Below are 20,046 nucleotides of genomic sequence, written 5' to 3' on the forward strand. Positions count from 1 at the left end.
GGGCGGGGGAGCGGAGGACGCCGGGGACGACATCCGTGCCGCACGCGCCGGAGCCATCGCCGCGTACCGCGCCGGAGCACGCGCCGCCGCCCGCGTCCAGGGGGAACAGCGGGGCGATCCGCTCGCCCTTCCGGCACCCCGGCCCTCGGCACCCGGAGAGCAGGGCGAGCAGGCCGGCCAGGACGGCCGGTACGGCGCCTTCCCGCACTCCACGCAGGCCCAGGCACACACCCCGCCGCAGCTGCCCGGCCAAGGCGGCCGGCAGCACCCTCACACAGCCCCTCCGGGTCAGATAGCCGACCCGTACGGAGTCGGCGGCATCGGCAGGCACGGGGTTCAGCCGCGCCCTGCCGGAGCTGCCGGCGGGGACAACGGCCAAGGGCGCCCCACGCTCCCCTCGGGACCGGGACCGGGAGTGGGCGGCAGGCCGGCCCCGGGTGCCACGGGGTACGACAACCCCGCGCCCGGACAGGCGCCCTACGCCGCAGGCCACAGCGGCCGTCCAGGCGTCCCGGCCCCCGGACGGCCCGGCGACGACGACCGGGGTCCGGACAACGGCCGGTTCTCCGGCGGCTTCCAGACCTCCGGCCACGCCCAAGCGCCCGGACACCCCGGCGGGTTCACGGATTCCGGCCGAGCCCGCCTGCCCGGCGCCTCTGCGGCCCCCGACCGCACCGGGGCTCCCGGCACCCCGCAGAGTCCGGCTCCCGCCCCGCACAACCCCGAGCGCCGTGGCGGCGGTTGGGGTGAGCTGGTCGTCGGGACACCACCGCACCGAGGGCCGGCCACCGCGCTCGCGGCGGAGCGGGCCCGGCAGGCACGGATGGCCGTGGTCGGACCGGTCACCGAGCGCTGGGCGCCGGAGCAGGCCGGACCGGTGCACGAGAACTGGCAGTTGGCCGCCCCGATCGGACCGGCGACCGACCTGTGGGCGTTGGGCGCGCTGCTCTTCCGCGCCGTACAGGGACACGCTCCCTACCCGGAGGAGAACACCGCCGAGCTGGTGCAGCTGGTGTGCGCCGAGCCGCCCGCCTTCGCCGAGGAGTGCGGACCGCTGCGACCCGTCGTCGAGTCGCTGCTGCGCCAGGACCCCACCGAGCGGCTCGACTTCGAGGAACTGCGCGGCTGGCTGCGGTCCCTGGTGCGGTCCGCGCCGGAGCCCGAGGCCGGGGCGCATGTCGTGCCCGCGCCGCCCGTCGATCCGAGCCGGCTGCCGATCGTACGGCGCCGGGGCGAGCTCGTCCGCAGGCGCCGCGCCGGGCTGCCCGCGACCAGCCCGCACGCCCGCCACAAGCGTGCCAGGCGGGAGAGCCAGGCGGGACCCCGCCGGCTGGGCCGGAACCTGCTCCTGCTGGTCCTGCTCCTGCTGGCCGCGGCGGTCGCGTACGCGGTGGTCTTCATGCCCAAGTCGGACCGGAGCGGCACGGGCGCCGGGCGGACCGGCTCCGCAGGACAGGCCGGCCCCACCTCCGGCGCCGGCGGCGACACGACGGCGAGCGGCGGGCCCCGCCCCGACCGGACCTCGCCGGACCCCGGCAAGAGCCCCTCGGGGAAGTCCAGTTCGACCTCCTCGCACACCTCCGCCGACCCCGACGTGGCCCAGGGGTTCACCCTCCGCAAGGACCCCGAGGGATTCCAGGTCGCCGTGGCGAGCGGCTGGAACCGTTCGCCGAAGAACGGCAGCGGCCAGATCATCTACTCCCAGGGGGACTTCGAGCTCATCGTCGTACCCGGGCGGGACGGCACGGCCACGTACGGCAGCGACCCGATGACCTACCAGCGGGAGAACGAGAAGGAGTTGCAGCCCTTCCGCGACTCGACCTGGGCCACCTCCAGCGGGATGCGGCGGATCGACGTGGGCGGCAAGGTGATGGCCGAGGGCCAGTTCACCTGGCAGGACTCCGGGGGACGTTCGCTCTACGTGCGCAACCTCGCGATCCTCGTCGGCGGTCACTACCACGTGGTGCAGGTGCGCGGCCCGGATGCCGAGCGCGACGAGGTGACACGGCTCTACGAGCAGGCGTCGTCGACCTACCAAGTCACCGGCTGAACAACCCTTTTGCGCACCGGACGCCGCGTTTGCGCAGGCGAGAACGTCTGAACGCCAAACGGTTCCCTTCCGTACAAGGAAGGGACAACCGTCACAGTGCGGTCTCCGTACGACCCCGCTTGTTCCCTGGGTGGGTACCGCTCTTTAGTCTGACCCTGTCAATACCATTGCGGGGAAACGTGAATCAGATGCAGGGCCTGCTCCTCGCGGGCCGCTACCGGCTTGTCGACTCCATCGGCAGCGGTGGCATGGGCCGGGTTTGGCGCGCCCATGACGAGGTGCTGCACCGCGCGGTCGCGATCAAGGAGCTGACCGCCGCGCTGTACGTGGCCGAGAGCGACCGCGCCCGGCTGCTCGCCCGGACCCATGCCGAGGCGCGGGCCGCGGCCAGGATCAACCACTCGGCCGTCGTCACCGTCCACGACGTGCTGGAGCACGACAACCGGCCGTGGATCGTCATGGAGCTGGTCGAGGGCAACTCGCTGGCCGACGAGGTCAAGGAGCAGGGCCGCCTCGAACCGGCCGAGGCGGCGCGGATCGGGCTGTGGGTGCTGCGCGCGCTGCGCGCCGCGCACGCGGCCGGGGTGCTGCACCGGGACGTGAAGCCGGGCAATGTCCTGCTGTCGTCCGACCGGCGCGTGCTGCTCACCGACTTCGGGATCGCGCAGGTCGAGGGTGACACGACCATCACGCGCACCGGCGAGATCGTCGGTTCCGTCGACTACCTCGCGCCCGAGCGGGTGCGCGGGCACGACCCCGGTCCGGCCGCCGACCTGTGGGCCCTCGGGGCCACGCTGTACACGGCGGTGGAGGGGCGGTCGCCGTTCCGGCGCACGTCGCCCCTGTCGACCATGCAGGCCGTGGTGGACGAGGAGCTCACGCCCCCGCAGTACGCCGGTGCGCTGGAGCCCGTCATCGTCTCGCTGCTCTGCAAGGACCCCGCGGGACGCCCCGGCCCGGACGAGGCCGAGGAGATGCTCGCCGAGGCCGCGGAGGGCCGCCGTCCGAGGACGGCACAGGCGTATGTGCCGACACAGCATGTGGACACGAGTGGGGGACGCGACCCTTCCCACGAAGGCGGGATACACGGGGCCGGGGCACATGGGGGCGGAACCCATGGTGGTCAGAACCACGGGGGTACCGCCCACGCCGGTCTGTCCTACGGTGCACCGACCACGGGCGGCCACGGCCATGGAACCGGCGTCACCACACAGGGGGGCGCGCCCCAGGGCGGCGGTCCCGCCGGGACCAGGTACCAGCTCCTGCCCGGCCCCGAGCCCCGCAAGCGTCGGCGGGGCCGCACCATCGCCCTCGTCCTGGTCATGGCCGCGCTGGTCGGCGGCGGCGGTGCCGTAGCCATGCGGTACGCGGACAACTGGCGGCGGGCCGGCGGCGACTCGGCCGACTCCGTCGGAACAGGCGGGAACAAGGGCGGCGCCACCGGCAAGCCCAGCGGCGGGGCCACGGACGGCGGGTCAGGAACCGCCGCCGGCGCCCTCCCCGCGCACTGGGTGAGCGTGGACGACCCCGACGGCTTCAACATCGCCCTTCCCGGCAAGAAATGGAAGCGGAAGGCCAACGGCTCCCAGGTCGACTACACCCCGGACGGCGGCGAGCACTTCGTCCGCATCGCCGTGGACGACTCACCGGACTTCCCGGATCCGTACAGCCACCAGCTGGACCTGGAGGAGCAGTTGACGAAGCTCCAGGACTACGCGCGGGTGAGCCTCGAGGCGAACACGTTCCGGGACTGCCACGGCTCCCTCTGGGACTTCACCTGGACCGCGCTGCCGAAGCAGACGCCGTTCCCGGGGCCGCGCCGCGCCATCGAGCAGACCTACCTCGGCCGGGACGGCGTCGAGTACGCGATCTACATGTCCTCGCCCGCCGCGGACTGGGACACCGCGCTTCAGCAGTTCAAGGTGATCCTGCGCAGCTGGAGCCCCAAGGCCTGATAACACCTACGGCGACGTCACCGCCCCGGAGGGTCTTCGTCCGGTGGGGCATGATGGGCCCATGGGGACCGAGGGGGAGAACGTCCGTGTGATCGCGGGCCGTTACCGGCTGGAGGCCAGAATCGGCCGGGGCGGCATGGGCGTCGTCTGGCGTGCCACCGACCAGCTGCTCGGCCGCCGGGTCGCGGTGAAGGAGCTGGTCCTCGACGACTCGCTCTCCGCGGAGGAGGCCCGGCTCCAGCGCGACCGCACCCTGCGCGAGGCCCGGGCCGTGGCGCAACTGCACCACCCGCACATCATCGTCGTGCACGACGTCGTCGAGGACGACGAACGCCCTTACATCGTCATGGAGCTGATCGACGGCGGCTCACTCGCCGAACGGATCTCCGCGAACGGGCCGGTCGACGCGCGCGAGGCCGCCCGCATCGGCATCGACCTGCTCGGAGCGCTGCGCCGCGCGCACGAGGCGGGCGTCCTGCACCGCGACCTCAAGCCCGCCAACGTCCTCGTCGAGGCGGGCACCGACCGCATCGTGCTCACCGACTTCGGGATCGCCCAGGTCGCGGGCGCGACGACGCTCACCGAGACCGGCGCGTTCGTCGGCTCGCCCGAGTACACCGCGCCCGAACGGATGGCCGGGGCACGGACCGGCCCCGAGTCCGACCTGTGGTCGCTCGGCGCGCTGCTGTGCACGGTGCTGAGCGGAGCGTCGCCCTTCCGCCGCGACTCGCTCGGCGGCATCCTGCACGCGGTCGTCGTCGACGAGATCCGTCCGCCGGCCCAGGCTGCGCCGCTGCTGCCCGTCGTACGAGGACTGTTGGAGCGCGATCCGGAGCGGCGGCTCGACGCGGCGGAGGCGGAGCGGATGCTGCGCGCCTTCCGGGACACCGGCCGTACACCGCGGCTGTCGGTCCCTTACACGCCGACGCGGCGGGACGTACCCCTGCACAGACCCGCGCGCGAGCCGTCGCCGGGCTCTTCCGCCACCCCGGCGGACCAACCGCCCAGACAGTCCACGCGCAGTCTCCTCGTCGCAGCCGCGCTGGTCGCCGCGATGGCCGGTGCGGGTGTGTCGGCGGCCGCGCTGCTGATGGGCAACGGCGGTGGCGGTGACGGCAAACCGGCCTCGTCGAGTTCGCAGGGCACGTCACGCACACCGAGTACGGCGTCCGCATCGAGGACGCCGAATGCGTCGTCCTCGGCGTCCGGCACGCTCTCGGCCCCGCCCAGGAGTGCCGGCCCCACCGTCACGGTGACCCGGCGGCAGACATCGGCCGCCACTCCCCGCACGGCACCCTCGGGCTACCGCACCGCGTCGGATCCGAACGGCTTCTCGCTCGCCGTGCCCAACGGCTTCACACGGGATCCGCAGGGCGAGCGGATCTTCTACATGTCACCGGGCGAAACTTTCCGCCTCGGCATCAAGGTGGCCGATCCCGAGACGGGCGGTCCGCTGGGCGTGATGCGCCGGGCGGACGCCGACGGGCCTTCCAACAACCCCGGCTATCGCGACGGCACGGTCGCCCGGACGACCCACGACGGACACCCCGCCGCCCTCTGGGAGTTCACCTGGAACGGCTTCACCAAGTCGGAGGGCGCACGGCACACCTACGACCTGTGCTGGGAGGAGGGTGGCCGGATGTACGACGTCTGGGTCTCCGCGCCGGTGGGCCGGGTGACGGAGGAGAAGGAGTACTTCGACGTGGCGGTGAACACGTTCGTGGCCTCATAGAGGCTGTATCCCCATAAAGGGGAGATAAGGGATGGTGTGCGTCACGGGTCTGTGACCGGTGGGCGAAGAGGCTGGATGGCGAGGCGCCCGCCGCGGTACAGATGGACGCATGAGCGACGACGGGGGAGTCCCTCGCAGGGGCGACGAGCCGACGAGTTTCGGTCTGCAACCACCGAGACCCGCGGTGCAGGGCCGGCAGCAGGGGGTCACGGTGCCGGACCTGCCGCCGGAGACCGCCGTGCAGGTTGGGCCGCCGGAGACGGCCGTGCGGGGACGGCCGCCGGAGACGGCTGTGCGGGGTGGGCCGCCGGAGCCTGCCGCGCAGGGCCGGCAGGCGGAGACCGCCGTGCAGGGTGGGCGGCCGGAGGCCATGGTGCAGGGTGGGCAGCCGGAAGCCGTGGCGCCGGGAGCCCCGGCGCCGGGCCGGACACCGGGAGTCCAGGTCGCCGTCCCGTACCCGGGCAATCCGTATGCCACACCCGCCCCCACCGTCCCGGACCAGCCGGAGGCTTCCGGCTCGGAGCCCTCGCGGGAACCGGGGGCGGGCCGACTCGTAGCCGGGCGCTACCGCCTGCTCGCCAAGCTCGGACACGGCGGCATGGGCACGGTGTGGCGGGCCACGGACGAGACCGTCGACCGTGAGGTCGCCGTCAAGGAACCGCGCGTCCCGGACCATCTTCCCGAGCGCGAACGGGCCACCGCGTACGAGCGGATGCGGCGCGAGGCACGCGCGGCGGCACGGCTCGACCACCCCGCCGTGGTCAACGTCCACGACGTCGCGGTCGTGGACGGACAGCCCTGGATCGTCATGGAGCTGGTGCGGGGCCGCTCGCTCGGCGACGCCCTCCAGGAGGGCACACTCGGCGTCCGCGAGGCCGCGCGCATCGGCCTGGAGATCCTCGGTGCCCTGGAGGCCGCGCACGCGGCGGGGATCCTGCACCGCGACGTCAAGCCCGACAACGTGCTCCTCGGCCGGCACGACCGCGTCGTGCTCACCGACTTCGGAATCGCCCGGATCGAAGGCGAGACCAGTCTGACGGACACCGGCGGCTTCGTCGGCTCGCCCGAATACATCGCCCCGGAACGGGTGTTGGGCCAGCGTCCCGGTCCGGCCTCCGACCTCTGGTCGCTCGGCGTGGTGCTCTACGCCGCCACCGAAGGCGTCTCCCCCTTCCGGCGCAGCAACACGCCCGCCACGCTCCAGTCGGTCCTCAACGCCACGCCGGCCGCGCCCGCTTCGGCGGGTGCCCCGCTCGCGGAGGCGATCAACGGCCTGCTCAGCAAGGAGCCGTCCCACCGCCCCGGAGCGGCCGAGGTCCGGCGCCTCCTGGAGGAGGCCGCGCGGCCGCCCGCCCCGGCGCCCACCCAGGTCACGCGGATCGAGGGCCCGGACGGACCCGGAGAGCCCGGGGCCGGGGGATTCCGCGTCGGCCGCCGGGCCCTGATCGGCCTTGCGGCCGCGGTCGTCGCGGTGGTCGCCGCCGCCGCGGTGGGGGCGTACCTGGTGATCGCGGACCCGTTCGCCGGTCCGCTGCCCGACGGCTGGCGGAAACGGCATGTGGCGGACGTCGCCGCGACGCTGGCGGTGCCCGCCCGCTACCAGGAGGGGACACCGGACCGGAGGTCGGACAAGAAGCACTGGGTCACGTACACCGACTGGAGCGGGAGCATCTGGATCGGGCTGAGTCTCGCCAGGAAGTCCGAGGACACCACCAGGGAGATCAAGGACTCGGCGCGGGCCGAAATGTACGCGGACGACGGTGAGTTCAAGGCTTCCGGAGCGTACGACCTGAGCATGCCCGCGGGTCCGAGGACGACCCCGGACGCCAAGGCGACGTACCGGGGCCGGGAGTCCGCCGAGAACACCGTGAGGTACAGGACCACGGACAGCCAGAATCCCCGCCCCCGCGAAGTCAGGCTCTTTTACTACAAGTCGAAGGCCGGCGACATGTACAAGCTCACGATCAGCTATCCGGGCGACGGCGACTTCACCGTGCGGGGCCGTGAAGTGGCCGACGCGGCGATCGCGAACCTGGACATCGACAAGCCGTGACCGCCGGGCCGGTGCCGTGCGGGTGGCGGCCCTCTCGTCCCCGGTGACCGGACTGTGACCGGAGAAACGATCCCCCGGTGATCGTCGGATCGACAACGCCCTGATCAGCGTATTTGCTGCCAGTGATCACTGGCGCTTTGTGAGTACTCCGTGAAAGGCCATTACCGACGGGTACCCAAAGGGAGCGAGCGGGCATACCCTGCGGCTCATGACGGACTCGCAGGCCGCGGAGCAGGCCACGGAAAACACCGGCACCGACGAGACGGCCGGTACCGACGCGGCGGTCGGCGTGGCCGCGGCGACCGACGCGGACCTGACGTCCGCCGCCGACCCCGAGGACACGACGGCCGGCGACGGCACGGCGAGTACCGAAGACACGGCGGGCGTCGGCGACACCGCGGGCAGCGAAAGCGCCGCGGGCGGTGACGACACCGTGAGCGTCGCCGACACCGCAGCCGTCGGCACCGCAGCCGTCGGCACCGCAGCCGTCGACGGCACGGCCGCCGTCGTCGCGGGCCCCGACGCGTCCGCGCCCTCCGGTGCCGTCGGCACCAACCCCCTCGCTCCCGCCCCGGCAGGCGCCCGTACCGCCGCCGACGTGGTCACCCCCGAGCTCGTCGCGCAGCTCACCAAGGGTGTGGCCGGGTCCGGGCGGACCGCCAACCACACGCCGTTCACCGGCGAGAAGCTGGCCGACGTGCCCGAGTCCACCCCGGAGGACGTCGAGAAGGCCTTCGAGCGGGCCCGTGCCGCCCAGGTCGCCTGGGCGGCCACCCCTGTACGGCAGCGCGCCGCCGTCCTGCTCCGTTTCCACGACCTCGTGCTCGCCCGGCAGGCCGAGGTGCTGGACCTCATCCAGCTGGAGACCGGCAAGGCCCGGCTGCACGCCCACGAAGAGGTCCAGGCCGTCGTGGTAGCCGCGCGGCACTACGGACGCAAGGCGCCCTCGTACCTGCGCCCCAAGCGGCACGCGGGCGCGGTCCCCACCCTCACCAAGGTCACCGAACTCCGCCACCCGCGCGGTGTCGTCGGGCAGATCGCGCCCTGGAACTACCCGCTGGAGCTGTCGGTCGGGGACGCGCTGCCGGCCTTCGTCGCGGGCAACGCGGTCGTCATGAAGCCCGACACCGAGACCTGCCTCACCGCCCTGTGGGCGCGGGACCTGCTCATCGAGGCCGGGCTGCCCGCCGAGATCTTCCAGGTCGTCATCGGGGAAGGGCCGGTCGTCGGACCCGAGGTCGTCAAGCACGCCGACTACGTCTCCTTCACCGGGTCGACCCGGACCGGCCGCGAGGTCGCCCAGGGCGCGGCCGCCCGTCTCGTCGGCGTCTCGCTCGAACTCGGCGGCAAGAACGCCATGGTGGTCCTCGAGGATGCCGACCTCGACAAGGCCGCCGCGGGCGCCGTCCGCGCCTGCTTCTCCTCCGCCGGCCAACTCTGCATCTCCATCGAGCGGTTGTACGTCCACGAGTCGATCGCCGATGCCTTCGCGGAGCGGTTCGCAGCCCGGACCAGGGCCATGCGGCTCGGCACATCCCTGGCGTACGGGGCCGACATGGGGTCGCTGGTCGGGGAGCGGCAGCTGGAGACCGTGACGCGGCACGTCGAGGAAGCCGTGGCCAAGGGGGCCAGGGTCGTCGCGGGCGGTGTCGCCCGGCCCGACATCGGCCCGTACTTCTACGAGCCCACCATCCTCGACGGAGTGGAGGCCCCGATGGCCGTCTGCGCCGAGGAGACCTTCGGACCCGTCGTCTCCCTCTATCGGTTCAAGACCGAGGACGAGGTCGTCGAACTCGCCAACTCCACGTCGTACGGCCTCAATTCGTCCGTCTGGACGAAGGACGGGCGGCGCGGTCGCGCGGTCGCGGCCCGGCTGCGGACCGGCACGGTGAACGTCAACGAGGGGTACGCGCCCGCGTACGGCAGCGTCCAGTCGCCCATGGGCGGCATGAAGGACTCCGGCCTCGGCCGCCGGCACGGCTCCGAGGGCATCCTCAAGTACACCGAGGCGCAGACCGTCGCCCACCAGAGGCTGCTGCCGATGGCGCCGTCCCTCGGCATGGACGACGAGAAGTACGCGGCGTTCATGAGCCGGAGCCTGAAGGTCATGAAGGCGTTCCGGCTGCGCTAGCCCTACGGCCCTTCACGGGCCCTCGGCAACGATCCACGGTTCTCAAACAGTTCTCAAACGGTTCTCGACGAGGAGAGCGGCACGTGTCACAGGAGAGCTCTGTCCAGGAACAGCCGGACGAGGGAACGTACGACTACGACGTCGTCGTCGTCGGCTCCGGCTTCGGCGGCTCCGTCACCGCCCTGCGGCTGACGGAGAAGGGGTACCGCGTTGGTGTCCTGGAAGCCGGCCGTCGCTTCACCCGCGACACGCTCCCCAAGAACTCCTGGGACATCAAGAACTACCTATGGGCCCCGCGGCTCGGCATGTACGGCATCCAGCGCATCCATCTGCTGGGCAACGTGATGGTGCTCGCGGGCGCGGGCGTCGGCGGCGGTTCCCTCAACTACGCCAACACCCTCTACGTACCGCCGAAGCCCTTCTTCGAGGACCCGCAGTGGAAGGACATCACCGACTGGGAAGGGGAGTTGAAGCCGTACTACGACCAGGCCCGGCGCATGCTGGGTGTACGGCTCAACCCGACGATGACCCCGTCGGACGTGCACCTCAAGGCGGCTGCGGAGCGGATGGGGGTCGGCGACACCTTTCACATGGCGCCCGTCGGCGTCTTCTTCGGTGACGGACAGGACGCTGACGGGTCCGCCGGGGCGAAGCCCGGCGAGGAGGTCGCCGACCCGTACTTCGGGGGCGTCGGACCCTCCCGCAAGGCCTGTACCGAATGCGGCGAGTGCATGACCGGCTGCCGCCACGGCGCCAAGAACACCCTCAACGAGAACTATCTCCACCTCGCGGAGAAGGCGGGTGCGGTCGTCCATCCCATGACGACCGTCGTGTCCGTCACCGACGACTCGCGGGGCGGGTACGCCGTCCGGACGCTGCCGACGGACGAGCGGCGCAAGGGGGAGGGGCGGACCTTCACGGCGCACCGGGTCGTGCTCGCGGCCGGCACCTACGGCACCCAGACGCTGCTGCACCGCATGAAGGCGGGCGGCCAGCTGCCGTACCTGTCGAAGAGGCTGGGCGAGCTCACCCGCACCAACTCCGAGGCACTGGTCGGCGCGCAGACGGACAACCGCCGTTACCGCAAGGCGCACGGGACGCCCAGGGCCGACTTCACCCAGGGTGTGGCCATCACGTCCTCGATCCACCCGGACGAGAACACCCACATCGAACCCGTCCGTTACGGCAAGGGCTCCAACGCGATGGGCGGCATGTCCATCCTCCAAGTCCCCTACGCCGAGGGCTCGTCGAGGGTGGCCGGGTGGCTGGTCAACGCGGCGAGGCATCCGCTGCTGATGCTGCGGTCGCTGTCCAACCGCCGCTGGTCCGAACGCACCATCATCGGGCTGGTCATGCAGTCGCTCGACAATTCCCTGACGACGTATCTGAAGCCGAAGGGTGCGGGCAAGGGGCTGTTGACGGCACGTCAGGGGCACGGTGCGCCCAACCCCAAGCAGATCAGGGCCGCTTCGCAGGCCGCCTCCGTCATCGCCGAGGAGATCAACGGCTTCGCGGGCAGCAACGTCGGCGAGCTGATGGGCACCCCGCTCACCGCGCACTTCCTCGGCGGCTGCCCGATCGGCGCCGGTGCGGAGGAAGGTGTCATCGACCCCTACCACCGGCTCTACGGCCACCCGGGCATCTCCGTCGTCGACGGTGCCGCCGTCTCCGCGAACCTCGGCGTCAACCCGTCGCTCACCATCACCGCGCAGGCCGAGCGGGCCATGTCGTTCTGGCCCAACAAGGGCGAGGCCGATCCACGTCCGGCGCCGGGAGCCGCGTACGAGCGTCTCAGGGCGGTGGAGCCGCGCCGGCCCGCCGTCCCCGCGGACGCCTTCGGCGCACTGCGGCTGCCGTTCCTGGGTATGCCGGCGGTGCCGCCGAAGCCGTAGCCCGAGCCCCGGCCGCTACGACCCCGCCGAGCCGGAGCCCGAGCCCAGGCCCAGGCCCGGTGCGGCCCCGCCCGAGCCTGAGACCCGCCCGAGCCCGAGCCCCGGCCGGAACGGCCCCGCCCGAAGCCCGAGCCGGTAACCCGAAGCCCAGCCCGAACCGGGCGTCGAACCCGAACTGCGGCCCCCGGACAGCGAAAAGAAGGACCCGCGCCCCCCTCCGAGCGCGGGTCCTTCTCTATGTACGGCTGCTTCCGGTTCTTCCGACTTCTTGCGAGGCTGCTGCCCGCGTCGGTCGTGCCGGGCCGTGTTACGCGGTCGTGCCACCGGACTTGCGGCGACGGACGACGACCAGCGCACCCGCACCGGCGACGACGGCGATACCGCCGGCGAGGCCGATCATCGGGAGGGCGGAGCTGGAGCCCGTCTCGGCGAGGCTGCCGTCGACCTGAGGCGTGTTGCTCTTGTCGGCAGGCTTGTCCGAGACCGGAACCTTGCCGCCTTCCTGCGGCTTGGTGCCGTCGGTGTCCGTGCCGGCCGCGACGATCTGGAACTTGTAAGCGACCTCGCCGAAGCCGGCGCACTCCGCGTCGGCGTCGCTGTAGATGCTGGCGCCGAGCGAGAAGCCGGCGCCGACCGGGGCGCTGGACTTCACATTGATGCGCAGCGGGACGTCGACCTCGTAGTCGGGCTTGAGCTCGGGGGTGTAGCCGACAAAGCCGAACGCGGCCCCGTCGGAGTCGACGTTCTCCCAGGCCTTGTCCTCCGGGTTGTACGCCTGGAGCTGGACCTGCTTGCTCCGGAAGAGGTCCTCGCCGTCCTTGTCGGAGGACGCGGCGGCGAAGTAGCCGAGGTCGCTCAGGGTGGAGTCGGAGTTGTTGAACACGTTCAGGGAGAACTTGTGCCAGCCGCTGCCCGCCGCGATCTTGCCCGGCAGGCCGGTGATGGACACCTGGACCTTGGAGTCCGAGCACTCGGAGGGCTCGGGCTCCGGGGACTCCGACTCGGAGGTGCTCGGCGCCGGGGACGACGCCGGAGCGGAGCCGCTCGGGGCCGGAGCGCTCGCGGACGGGGATGTGGGCGTGGACGCGGGCGTGGACGTGGGGGCGGAGGCCGACTCTGTGTTGGACGACGGCTCGGGAGTGGTCCCGGGCGCGCTCGGCGACGCGGACTCGGACGTGTTCACGCTCGGGGACGGGCTTTCGTCCGCGAACGCGGCCGGCGCGACCGACAGCAACGCGAGCGGTGCTATGACAGCCGTCGCGGCCGCAGTGGCCATGGCACGGCGAAGCTTCATGAAGACCTCGGATGTCCGGTGCGCCGTGAACTCGTGGCGCGCATATGGCGTTTATGGGTGAGGCCTCCGCGTGTGGGGCGCGGGTGTGGCCGTTGGTTCTGCAGGTGTGACCGGCGAAACCTGTGAAGGGTTGTCCTCCGGCTCACAGAATTCTTATGTGGCCCGAGTCACACCCTGGTCCGACTTGCGTACGCCCGTTCGAGCCGCTTACAAATTGGCTTCGTGTCTGACAAGCAGCCCGGGGAAACCGGCGAACCGACGGTTCCTGACGACGTGTGGGAACGCTTCGCGGCGGACAGCGAACGCGACATCCGCGACTCGGCCCCCAAGGAGCCGTCCGCCCGGGCGCGCATGGTGACGGAGCGGCTGCGGCTGCAGGACGCGCGGGAGGCCGAGCGGGCCGCCCGCCGTGCCGCCCGGAAGGAGGTGCGGCCGGCCGCGCAGCCCGAGGGCTGGCGGACGGGCCCCGCCTGGCGCGAGATGGACGGGCGCTCGGCCCGGCGCCGCAAGCTGTGGGCGATCCTCGGGATCCCGCTCGCCGTCGCCGTGGCGGTCGTCGCGATGAAGCCGTCCCTGCTGCCGGGCAATCCCTTCGGCTTCTCGGCCGGGTCCACCTCGGCCAAGTCCCCCTCGACCGGCCCCACGCTGCCCGCCGAGACAGCGGCCCCGACCGCGCCACCCTCCGCCCCGGACCCGCAATCACCCACCAGGGAACGCCCGTTCGCCGGATCCCCCGCCGAGCGCTGGGCCACCGGCGCGCCCGCCGTCGTCGTCCCCGAGGCCACCCCGGTCGGCTCCCTCACGAAGGAGCAGGTGGCCACCGCGCTGAGGCAGACCAAAAACCTGCTCGTCGGGGCGAACCTCGATCCGGCGACCCTGCGCGGCGAGCGTCCCGAGGCGGCGATAGCCGTCCTCGACCCCAAGCAGCCCCACATGGTCGACGACATCGACCGCATGCTGCGCTCGCCGGACAAGAAGCACGATCCGGTCACCCTGTTCAGCCGCTTCGACCCCGATGAGGTGCGCCTGGTCGGGCACGTCGTCAAGACGCGGGGCCGGATCACCTTCAAGGCGGGCAAGGACGGCTCCGTCGCCATCCACGCCGACTACACCTTCGTCTACCCGGTGTCCCCGGTCGACGGGAACGCGGACGAGGTGACGCGCACCATCGTGCGCCGCGTCCTCGATGTCATCTTCCTGGACTCGAGGAAATTCCGGGTCACACCGGGCAAGGTGATGATCCGTCAGTACGACCAGAACATCGGCAACTCCGCCTGCGACGTCTACGACGGCTTCCTGCACCCGCAGTTCGACTCGACCGCACCCACCGGCGCACCGCCGACCGGCCCGACCACCGACCCGTACGACCGCAGCCGTGACCTCTCGGCCTCTCACAGGGAAGACTGCGGCACGGTGTCCCGCACCTGACGCCTCCGCGCCCCGGCGTCCGCGTTCGGGCGTCCGTGCTTCCGGCACGTCGAAGGGCCCCGCGGGCCGGATGTCCGCGGGGCCCTTCTTCCGACAGCACCGACGTCAGGGCGGCGCCGGTGCCTTGAAGCGGCGCCGGGGATACGCCGCTGGTCGCGGTAGTGGCCGCCGGTCGCGCGCGGCGGCGCACGAGGGCGCGCACGTGATGCCGACCCTGAACGGTTTCCGTCGGTCGGCCCCGGGCGTCCCCGGGGCCGACCGTTCTCTTGAGTGACCGGGCTGCTGTCCCCTGCCGTCCGGTCACACCACCTGGAGCGAGGTCCCACGACGCACGGCACGATCCGTGCGTCTCATCGTTCCAGCGAAGCCACGCGTGGTTCCTTCGGGCCCGCCCCTGGCTGACACGGACACCAGAAGAAACGAAGTCCGCGGCACCCGGGTCACGCGCCGTACGGGTGAGAGGGAATGCGTACGTGCGTACGCCGGGTACCGGACCCCGCGTACCGGACGCCTTCGCCCGTCGTCGCGTCCCGTCGCCCGTCGTCGTACTCCGCCTCCGGGATTCAGACCCGGCCACGGCACAGTTCGAGCAGGGTCATGGCCAGCGAGGTGCCCGGCTTGCCGAGCGCCTCCCGGTAGTGGCCGAGGATCTCCATCTCGCGGGACAGGTTGACCCGTCGGCCGCCGGAGGTGATCCGGGCCTCCTGGATCACGGCCGAGACGGCCATCCGTTCCTGCACGAGACCGATGATCCGGTCGTCGAGGGCGTCGATGCGCTCACGGGCACCGGTGATCACATCGGCGGCCTCGTCGGTGCGGGCGCCGGTCTTGTCGAGTACGTCGGCCATGGTGGGGCTCCTCTGTGGAAGAGATGCCCCGGAGCGGCACGGCCCGGAAACGGCAGACGCCCCGGGCCTTGTCGGCCCGGGGCGCCTGGGAAGTCGCTTGTCAGTTGCTCAAGCAGCACGACCATGGCAGCCGGTGGGCCGGTTGCCATAGGTAAACAGGAAGGTCGTGTGCGTGAGCATGACGGCAGTATGCACGTCTGCGAGGGCGCCGGCCAAGCAGGTTCGGATGGTGAGACCCGGGCCCCGAACCCCGGCGGCGCCATGCCCACCGCGGCCCCCGGTAGAATCGGCCGTACACACCCTTTTGCTCACCGCCGGAAGGCAGACCGTGCCAGAAGCGTCCCCCGCCGCCCCCGACACCGTCCTGGTCGTCGACTTCGGTGCGCAGTACGCCCAGCTCATCGCCCGTCGCGTCCGTGAGGCCCGGGTCTACAGCGAGATCGTGCCGAGCACCATGCCGGTCCAGGAGATGCTCGCCAAGAACCCGGCCGCGATCATCCTCTCCGGCGGCCCCTCGTCGGTCTACGCGGAGGGCGCTCCGCGCCTGGACCGCGAACTCTTCGAGGCGGGCGTCCCCGTCTTCGGCATGTGCTACGGCTTCCAGCTGATGGCGACCACCCTCGGCGGCACGGTCGACAACACCGGCGCCCGCGAGTACGGCCGTACACCGCTGCACGTCTCGAAGTCCGGCTCCACCCTCTTCGAGGGCACCCCGGACGAGCAGCCGGTGTGGATGTCGCACGGCGACGCCTGCTCCGCCGCTCCCGAGGGCTTCACCGTCACGGCCTCCACGGACGTCGTCCCGGTCGCCGCCTTCGAGAACGACGAGAAGAAGCTCTACGGCGTCCAGTACCACCCCGAGGTCATGCACTCCACGCACGGCCAGCAGGTCCTGGAGCACTTCCTGTACCGCGGCGCGGGTATCACCCCGACCTGGACCACCGGCAACGTCATCGACGAGCAGGTCGCCCTGATCCGCGAGCAGGTCGGCACCAAGCGCGCGATCTGCGGTCTGTCCGGCGGAGTGGACTCGGCGGTCGCCGCGGCCCTCGTGCAGAAGGCCATCGGCTCCCAGCTGACCTGTGTGTACGTCGACCACGGTCTGATGCGCCAGGGCGAGACCGAGCAGGTCGAGAAGGACTTCGTCGCCGCGACCGGCGTGCAGCTGAAGGTCGTGGACGCGGAGGAGCGCTTCCTCACCGCGCTCAAGGGTGTCTCGGACCCCGAGGAGAAGCGGAAGATCATCGGGCGCGAGTTCATCCGCGTCTTCGAGCAGGCCCAGGCGGAGATCATCGCCGAGGCCGCCGAGGGCGAGGACGTCGCGTTCCTGGTCCAGGGCACGCTCTACCCGGACGTCGTCGAGTCCGGCGGTGGCACCGGCACCGCCAACATCAAGTCCCACCACAACGTGGGCGGCCTCCCCGAGGACCTGGAGTTCCAGCTCGTCGAGCCGCTGCGCCAGCTGTTCAAGGACGAGGTCCGGATGGTCGGACAGGAGCTCGGCCTGCCCGACGAGATCGTCCAGCGCCAGCCGTTCCCCGGCCCCGGCCTCGGCATCCGGATCGTCGGCGAGGTGACCAAGGAGCGTCTCGACCTGCTCCGCGCCGCCGACGCCATCGCCCGCGAGGAGCTGACCGCCGCCGGTCTCGACCGGGACATCTGGCAGTGCCCGGTGGTCCTGCTCGCGGACGTCCGCAGCGTGGGTGTGCAGGGCGACGGCCGGACGTACGGCCACCCGATCGTGCTCCGTCCGGTGTCCAGCGAGGACGCCATGACGGCCGACTGGTCGCGGCTGCCCTACGACGTCCTGGCGAAGATCTCGACGCGCATCACGAACGAGGTCGCGGACGTCAACCGCGTCGTGCTCGACGTGACGAGCAAGCCCCCGGGCACCATCGAGTGGGAGTAGTCCTCCCGGGGGAGTGACCCTCCCCCTTCAGGTCCGCTTGAGCGTGCGCACCGGCGCGCCGGGCTTCCAGACCTGGACGACCAGATACGTGTCGTCCTCGACGTAGGTCCGCGTGACCTCCGTCAGCTCGGTGCGGAAGAGGTGGAACGGCTCCGGCGGTTCCACCTCTTTCACGTACGCCGCCTTCGCCGGGACGTCGTCGCCCACCTCGACCGCCCGCCCGCTGATCCGTACGTCGCCCCCGCCCATGTCCGTGCCGGCCCCCGGATTCGCCTGGAGTGCGAAGCGCGGGTCGCGGCGCAGGTCGAGCGCCTTGAGCGAGTCCGGCATCATGCCGAGCCACAGCTCGCCGTCCAGGAAGCGCACCTCGATGCCGGAGGTGCGGGGCGAGCCGTCCTGGCGGAGGGTGGCGAGGACGTGGTGGGTGAAGGCGCCGAAGCGCTGTTCGACGGTGCCGGCGAGGACCGGTTCGGCCGTGGAGAGAGCTGCCCAGTTCATGACCCGAGTCTGGCGCGTATACCCGACACCTATTGTCGGGTATTACTGGTGTCCCTCTTTGTTCCTCTTTTTTCTCTCACGGAACACCCCTGTTCTCCTGCGCTGACCCCGGGTAACTTCCGCTCCGTACCGAACACGCCAGTGCTGGAGGACATATGCACGGGCCCACCCCGCCCCTGCCCCGCCCCACCGATCAGCTGCGCTTCGCCATGCCGCCGATGCACGAGTCGACGGACGACGAACGGCGGCACCGCAAGGAGCGGCTGGCGGGCGCGCTCAGGCTGTTCGGACGGCTCGGCTTCGAGGACGGCGTCTCCGGACACATCACGGCGCGCGACCCGGAGTACAGCGACTGCTTCTGGGTCAATCCGTTCGGCATGCCGTTCAAGCACGTCACCGTGAGCGACCTGGTCATGGCCAACCAGGACGGCCAGGTGATCCAGGGCCGCTACCACGTGAACCAGGCGGCGTTCACCGTGCACTCCCAGGTCCACGCCGCCCGCCCCGACGTCGTCGCCGTCGCCCACTGCCACTCCGTGCACGGCCGCGCCCTCGCCGCCCTCGGTGATCTGCTCGACCCGATCACCCAGGAGAGCTGCGCTTTTTACGAGGACCACGCACTTTATGACACCTACTCCGGGGTCGCCGTCGACGCGGAGGAGGGCCGCAGGATCGCGTCCGCGCTGGGCAGCCGCAAGGCGCTGGTGCTGCGCAACCACGGGCTGCTGACCGTCGGGGACTCGGTGGACGCGGCGGCCTGGTGGTTCCTGTCCATGGAGCGGTCGAGCCAGGTCCAGCTCACCGCGAAGGCCGCGGGCCGGCCCCTCCTCATCGACCACAAGCAGGCGGTCGCCACCCGCGAACAGCTCGGTGGTGACCTGGTGGCCTGGATCAACTACCAGCCCCTGTGGCAGGACATCAGCCGCAGTGAACCCGATCTCCTCAGCTAGGAGTTGTCCCGTTATGGGCCGATACGGGGGGCGGGAGCGGTCGTGGTGGCGACGCTAGAAGCCCCGTAGGACGGCCGCCTTCGTCAGGGCGAACTCCTCGTCCGTCAGAACGCCGTCGCGGTACAGCTCGCCCAACTCCCGCAGGCGGCGCAGCAGTACGTCGTGATGGTCGGACCGCGACGGCACCACCGGGGCCGGCCGGGGACGGTCCGCATGCGTTCCGGTGCGCGTGGAGGGATGCGGCAGCCGTGCCGTGACCGCGGTGGCGACCAGTGCGGTGAGCAGGTCGCGGCGGGTGCTGCCCCACAGATCGAGGGTGTACGGGTCCTTGTCGGGCGGCAGTTTGGAGAAGACCGTCTCGCGTGTCACAAAACGGAGGAAACCGTCCTCGTAGCCGGAGTTGGGCAGCCACTCGACCTGCACGAGGTCGCCCAGGGCGATGATCCGCGGCCCCGTCGCCCGCTTGACCCGGTCCGAGGTGTCCGCCCAGTCGATGCGCACCTGCGTCCCGTCGAAGGAGACCGTGCCGTCGCTGGACCGGACGGACACCGGGACGGGCGGTCCAGCGAGCAGATACGTCGTCGCCGGTTCCTTGGGGATCTGGTCCAGGAGCAGCGCGCGGCGGATCTCCTCGGCGACGTACTCGGCCACTCCGGAACGGTCGATGTCGACCGACAGCTTGTAGGGGTCCGCCGCGTCGGGCAGCCGGCCCCCGGTCGCCTGAAGCAGTGGGTCGGCGCCCTCGCGCAGCCGCAGCCGCAGCCGGCCACGCTTGCGTTCGGGTTCGTGGACGATGCCCGACACGGCTTCCAGAGGAACGGAGATCTCGCCGTACGTCTGCCGGAACAGCGGCACGGTGCGGTGCAGTCCCGGCGTGATCCTGACCGTGCTGCCGTCGAAGGCCCAGGTCCCGTCGCGCTGGATGATCTCGGCCATGGACGAATTCTCCCAGCCGGGTCAACAAGGGGTCCCTCGCTTCACCCGCGCCGAACCGACCTGACGCGTGCGCTCCGTGCTCCGTACGGCACAATTCGCTGTCATCACCGAACAGTTGTCAGGCAGGTGTGCGGCAGTCAGGCGTACGGACGCTCCGGTGTGCGATGGTCGGGCACATCAGGTCAGGCCCAACGGCGGCCGGGCACGTCCGGGCGCAGCGGATCAGGCCCCGCGGCCGGCCGGAAGGGCGTACCGGATTCCGGTCGTGCGGCGGCCTCACGGGTGCTTCGCGTCGTGGACGGTCGGGTGGCCGGGAGGGTGCGGGCTTCGGGCTGTGCGGCCGGCTACCGGGCGTACGTCAGGCCTTGGT

The 20,046-nt window shown here is 71.6% G+C and carries 14 protein-coding genes; 10 read left to right on the forward strand and 4 right to left on the reverse strand.

Going from position 1 to position 20,046, the window contains the following annotated elements; genetic code table 11:
- From N4G66_RS22200 to N4G66_RS22225, 6 genes are all read left to right on the forward strand, one after another.
- On the forward strand, positions 1-2,050 hold a 2,050-nt coding region (locus N4G66_RS22200), incomplete at its 5' end, for a serine/threonine protein kinase (RefSeq protein ID WP_261705900.1).
- 188 nt (positions 2,051-2,238) lie between these two features.
- Positions 2,239-4,005, forward strand: a complete 1,767-nt coding sequence (locus N4G66_RS22205; protein ID WP_261705997.1) for a serine/threonine-protein kinase — start codon at positions 2,239-2,241, stop codon at positions 4,003-4,005.
- 61 nt (positions 4,006-4,066) lie between these two features.
- Positions 4,067-5,737, forward strand: coding sequence for a serine/threonine-protein kinase (locus N4G66_RS22210; RefSeq protein WP_261705901.1), 1,671 nt, complete (start codon positions 4,067-4,069; stop codon positions 5,735-5,737).
- Between the two features lie 109 nt (positions 5,738-5,846).
- Entirely contained in the window at positions 5,847-7,790 is a 1,944-nt protein-coding gene (locus N4G66_RS22215; RefSeq protein ID WP_261705902.1) for a serine/threonine-protein kinase, read from the forward strand.
- A 208-nt stretch (positions 7,791-7,998) separates the two neighbouring features.
- On the forward strand, positions 7,999-9,921 hold the full coding sequence (locus tag N4G66_RS22220) for a succinic semialdehyde dehydrogenase (protein ID WP_261705903.1): 1,923 nt from the start codon (positions 7,999-8,001) through the stop codon (positions 9,919-9,921).
- 83 nt (positions 9,922-10,004) lie between these two features.
- Positions 10,005-11,813: a GMC family oxidoreductase gene (locus N4G66_RS22225; protein ID WP_261705904.1), complete on the forward strand. Its 1,809-nt coding sequence runs from the start codon at positions 10,005-10,007 to the stop codon at positions 11,811-11,813.
- Between the two features lie 307 nt (positions 11,814-12,120).
- Here the strand turns inward: N4G66_RS22225 and N4G66_RS22230 are convergent, their stop codons facing one another.
- Positions 12,121-12,762 (reverse strand): LAETG motif-containing sortase-dependent surface protein, encoded by a 642-nt coding sequence (locus tag N4G66_RS22230; RefSeq protein WP_315903678.1) that lies wholly within the window; start codon positions 12,760-12,762, stop codon positions 12,121-12,123.
- Here N4G66_RS22230 and N4G66_RS45685 point away from each other — a divergent pair.
- Both N4G66_RS45685 and N4G66_RS22235 read left to right on the forward strand, forming a co-directional pair.
- On the forward strand, positions 12,755-13,168 hold the full coding sequence (locus N4G66_RS45685) for a hypothetical protein (RefSeq protein WP_315903679.1): 414 nt from the start codon (positions 12,755-12,757) through the stop codon (positions 13,166-13,168). The two genes, N4G66_RS22230 and N4G66_RS45685, sit on opposite strands and share 8 nt — an antisense overlap.
- 161 nt (positions 13,169-13,329) lie before the next feature.
- On the forward strand, positions 13,330-14,535 hold the full coding sequence (locus tag N4G66_RS22235) for a hypothetical protein (protein WP_261705906.1): 1,206 nt from the start codon (positions 13,330-13,332) through the stop codon (positions 14,533-14,535).
- Positions 14,536-15,098: 563 nt separating this feature from the next.
- On the opposite strand, the gene N4G66_RS22240 is transcribed toward N4G66_RS22235, so the two are convergent.
- On the reverse strand, positions 15,099-15,383 hold the full coding sequence (locus tag N4G66_RS22240; protein WP_261705907.1) for a chorismate mutase: 285 nt from the start codon (positions 15,381-15,383) through the stop codon (positions 15,099-15,101).
- A 328-nt stretch (positions 15,384-15,711) separates the two neighbouring features.
- Here N4G66_RS22240 and guaA point away from each other — a divergent pair, with 328 nt between their 5' ends.
- Positions 15,712-17,292 (forward strand): glutamine-hydrolyzing GMP synthase, encoded by a 1,581-nt coding sequence (gene guaA / locus N4G66_RS22245; RefSeq protein WP_261705908.1) that lies wholly within the window; start codon positions 15,712-15,714, stop codon positions 17,290-17,292.
- Between the two features lie 27 nt (positions 17,293-17,319).
- Here the strand turns inward: guaA and N4G66_RS22250 are convergent, their stop codons facing one another.
- A complete protein-coding gene (locus N4G66_RS22250) occupies positions 17,320-17,790 on the reverse strand; it encodes a pyridoxamine 5'-phosphate oxidase family protein (RefSeq protein ID WP_261705909.1) in 471 nt (156 codons plus the stop codon).
- 155 nt (positions 17,791-17,945) lie between these two features.
- Between N4G66_RS22250 and N4G66_RS22255 the strand changes: the two genes are divergently transcribed.
- Entirely contained in the window at positions 17,946-18,740 is a 795-nt protein-coding gene (locus tag N4G66_RS22255; protein ID WP_261705910.1) for a class II aldolase/adducin family protein, read from the forward strand.
- 54 nt (positions 18,741-18,794) lie between these two features.
- On the opposite strand, the gene N4G66_RS22260 is transcribed toward N4G66_RS22255, so the two are convergent.
- Positions 18,795-19,676: a DUF4429 domain-containing protein gene (locus N4G66_RS22260; RefSeq protein ID WP_261705911.1), complete on the reverse strand. Its 882-nt coding sequence runs from the start codon at positions 19,674-19,676 to the stop codon at positions 18,795-18,797.
- Between the last annotated feature and the right edge of the window lie 370 nt (positions 19,677-20,046).

Source organism: Streptomyces rhizosphaerihabitans (assembly GCF_025399795.1).
In the GTDB taxonomy this organism is placed as follows: Bacteria; Actinomycetota; Actinomycetes; order Streptomycetales; family Streptomycetaceae; genus Streptomyces; species Streptomyces rhizosphaerihabitans.

Excerpts from the sequence above, each read along its gene's own strand:
- N4G66_RS22205 (WP_261705997.1), top strand. The coding sequence starts at position 2,239 with ATGCAGGGCCTGCTCCTCGCGGGCCGCTACCGGCTTGTCGACTCCATC.
- N4G66_RS22210 (WP_261705901.1), top strand. The coding sequence starts at position 4,067 with ATGGGGACCGAGGGGGAGAACGTCCGTGTGATCGCGGGCCGTTACCGG.
- N4G66_RS22215 (WP_261705902.1), top strand. The coding sequence starts at position 5,847 with ATGAGCGACGACGGGGGAGTCCCTCGCAGGGGCGACGAGCCGACGAGT.
- N4G66_RS22220 (WP_261705903.1), top strand. The coding sequence starts at position 7,999 with ATGACGGACTCGCAGGCCGCGGAGCAGGCCACGGAAAACACCGGCACC.
- N4G66_RS45685 (WP_315903679.1), top strand. The coding sequence starts at position 12,755 with ATGGACACCTGGACCTTGGAGTCCGAGCACTCGGAGGGCTCGGGCTCC.
- N4G66_RS22240 (WP_261705907.1), bottom strand. The coding sequence starts at position 15,383 with ATGGCCGACGTACTCGACAAGACCGGCGCCCGCACCGACGAGGCCGCC.
- N4G66_RS22250 (WP_261705909.1), bottom strand. The coding sequence starts at position 17,790 with ATGAACTGGGCAGCTCTCTCCACGGCCGAACCGGTCCTCGCCGGCACC.
- N4G66_RS22255 (WP_261705910.1), top strand. The coding sequence starts at position 17,946 with ATGCACGGGCCCACCCCGCCCCTGCCCCGCCCCACCGATCAGCTGCGC.
- N4G66_RS22260 (WP_261705911.1), bottom strand. The coding sequence starts at position 19,676 with ATGGCCGAGATCATCCAGCGCGACGGGACCTGGGCCTTCGACGGCAGC.